The 3,101-nt window shown below is 22.5% G+C and carries 2 protein-coding genes and 1 pseudogene; 2 read left to right on the plus strand and 1 reads right to left on the minus strand.

The annotated features are described in order from the left end of the window. Window positions 1-155 precede the first annotated feature (155 nt). Window positions 156-314 carry a hypothetical protein gene (locus BBA70_RS04015; RefSeq protein WP_011412917.1) on the minus strand — a complete coding sequence of 53 codons (159 nt, stop codon included), beginning with the start codon at window positions 312-314 and terminating at the stop codon, window positions 156-158. Between the two features lie 1,417 nt (window positions 315-1,731). On the opposite strand from BBA70_RS04015, the gene BBA70_RS03435 reads away from it, so the two are divergent. Both BBA70_RS03435 and BBA70_RS03440 read left to right on the plus strand, forming a co-directional pair. Beyond that, complete coding sequence (locus BBA70_RS03435; protein WP_011412918.1) at window positions 1,732-2,010, plus strand: SVM family protein; 279 nt, start codon at window positions 1,732-1,734, stop codon at window positions 2,008-2,010. A gap of 68 nt (window positions 2,011-2,078) precedes the next feature. Next, window positions 2,079-2,739, plus strand: a pseudogene (locus BBA70_RS03440) (DnaB-like helicase C-terminal domain-containing protein); the annotation flags it as partial. Window positions 2,740-3,101 lie beyond the last annotated feature (362 nt).

Raw genomic sequence — 3,101 nt, forward strand, 5'->3', positions numbered from 1 at the left:
AAAAGTGCCTTTATAAAAAATTTACATTTACTAATTTCAATTTTTTCAAATAAAAGATTTGTTTTTGATGGTCTAAAAATTTGAACGTTTTGACTAATTGGATTTAAATGTTTATAATGTTTTATATTATTTTATTCATAACAGATGCATAAGCATTAGCCCAAAGCAAAGCAATTTTTAACACATTTAACATTCTTTTTCTCATAATAATTTTGAGGTATTTTAATATTACCTTTTTCATCTATTTTATGCATTAAATAATCATCATAAAAAATACTCTTATTTCCTTTAATAGGTCGGTTTTTCAAACCCAAAGCATAATTTTCCTAATAAAAAACTTCAAACCTTAGAACAACAAAGAACAAATTATTATTTTAAAAACTAGAACAAATAAAAAACATCGCAAGAAAAATTATTATATCAAATAAAACAACAAAAAAACATAAAGTAGCTATTTGACAATCTAAAAAAAGAAAAAAGATTGTTAAAAACTCAAAACAATGAAGATAACAACCACACACCGATCAGAAATGACAATGAAAATGACTAATTCAAATTTTACTATTGATTTTGTATCTGGAAAGTTATTTGTTGTTGGTTTATGTTTTATATTTAAATATCTCTTTTTCAGTTTCCTTCGACTATTCAATCCCAACGATAATAACCCAATTAAAAAGAAAATGAAACCCCAAACTCAAATAATCAAAAAAAAGATTTAAAAAAAGATATCGATTAAAAAAATCCCAAACAAACAAGAATATAACGAAAATATCACATTAGAAACTTTAATAAATCAAGAAAATTATCAAAATTATCAATAATTTATTTATTACCAAAAAAAATCAAACCTTACAAGAAGTAATGACTTTGAATGACGCTAATAAAAATATTATTAAAGACTAAATGATTCAAAACAAAGGCAATACTGAAGAATTTTAAAAATTAAAAAGTTAAGTGTGTTAAAATAGTGATGTATTAAAAAGGAAAGGAATCTATAATCAAAATTAAAAAATAATCAAATAGTTTTTTATTATTTTAGGGATAATTCTTTTTTTATTATCAGTTGGATTGTTTTAATTGAAATGGAAATCATTAAATTACCGAAAGAAAAATCCCTATTTTAAAAGAAATCAAATCTGATATAAAAGGCGAATAAGAAGAAATTAATTATAAAGTAAGAAATCAACGAATAATTAAAATTCATTACATATTTGATTGCTTTAATGGCATCGGTTATTATCAACAACAAACTCAAACCAAAAAGGGCGGTTTTAATGATATTTTAACCATTTAACACAGACTCCAAACCCAAAAAAGAACATTCTAACTTAGTTTTTTTAAATCAAAGATCGTCATCCTTTCAGTCGTTGGAATAAAAGATCTTGATACTTATAACCATACCACTTTTAACGGATTTGATGTTGATTCTTTCGATGCTTAAGATGATATTTTTATTTAGATAAATATGTAAAATTCGAAAAATAACAACAATGACGATTAAAGACTATTGCCTTGGCGGTTGTTTCGTTGAAAATGATAACTTCGCATTAACCTTTTTCCATCTCCACCTTAACCCCGTCCGCAATACTTTATCTCTTTAACAAGTTAAACACAAATATGATAAATCCCAAGAAACCAAAAAATAATAAAAGAAATATTATATCACTAGTTGCAAAATTTTAATAACTCCAATATGTTAAAAATTAAAGGAATAAAAGGAGATTTAATATAATGTTTAAATTTAAAAACAATTTATTATTATTGAATATATTTTTATTTATTTTATTAGGATTATTTTTAATTACTAATAATCATCAAGTTATGGCGACGCCTTATAATGTTCCTTTAAAAACAATTTATCAAATTCAAAACAACCATATTAAAGAAAATAAAAATAAACCAATAAAAATTAGTTACTATATTAATGATAAAAAATTATCATTAGAAGATATGGCAAAAAAAATAAATATAATTAATAATTTAAACAAAAAACCTATTAGTAGGTTATAACAAAAAAATAAAAATAAATTGAATTCAACAAAATAGATGTTATATTTTATTGTTAAGAATAAGGTCCCCAAATTGTCTCTTTACATCCTGATTTTTTTGACAAAGATAATCTCAGGCAAAACAAAAAAATCCAAGAAGAATATTACCACTTATCGGAAACTTTTAAAGGGCTCAACCAATTAACAAAAGGATTCAAAAAAGTCCAAATCATAACTATTAGGGGAGATTGGATTAGATAAAGCAACTTTGGTCTATAACTTCATTTTATATATAGCCAAAACCAAAAAACCAAGAAATTTCTCATTATCCTCATATTTTGGTATTTTCTTATGAAATGACCTTAGAAGAAAATTTAAATCGTTTATTATCCCACCAAACTCAAATTCCCTTGAATGTTATTTTAGATAAAAAATTGGAGGACTTAAGCATCACGCAAAACACCTACAAGGAAAGGATAAAAACAACAAAACAATTTTTTTTACCAACATAAATTTATCATTTAATTATGATAAAAGCAAAAATATTAATTATGTAATTTATTTAGTTTATAGCCTTCATTTAAAACAAAAAAAGCCGAAATTATCGTCATTGACCACATTCAAATAACCAAAACCAACAACCATTTAGAAAATGACCGTCTAGCCATTAACGAAATCATGACTAAATTAAAAAAAAATAGCCATTGAATTAAACATTGTTATTATCATTTTATCTCAATTTTCAAGGGATTTTTTGTAGGCGATTACTGAGTTTTTTAAAATATTGTTTCTTTTTAAAAAAATCTTTTTATTATTGCTTATATTATAACATTAATAATTTCAATAATTTAAAGTTTTTGTAATTTATAAATAATTTTATTTATTTTTTTCCAACAACAAAAGCCGTCCAATAATTAGACAGCAAAATTAATTAAAAATATTTAATTTAAACTAATTTAATCAAATTAAATTAAGGAGAAAGTTGAAAACTTTAAATATAATTATTTTCAAGATATCTATACCAATATTGACATTCAACTTTATTTAATATTTTAATATCTTTTTTTAATAATCTTTTTAAGTTTTAATTTAAGTTTTTGTAATTTAAAATAT

The organism is New Jersey aster yellows phytoplasma (genome assembly GCF_002554195.1).
Taxonomy (GTDB): Bacteria; Bacillota_I; Bacilli_A; order Acholeplasmatales; family Acholeplasmataceae; genus Phytoplasma.

Excerpts from the sequence above, each read along its gene's own strand:
- BBA70_RS03435 (WP_011412918.1), top strand. The coding sequence starts at position 1,732 with ATGTTTAAATTTAAAAACAATTTATTATTATTGAATATATTTTTATTT.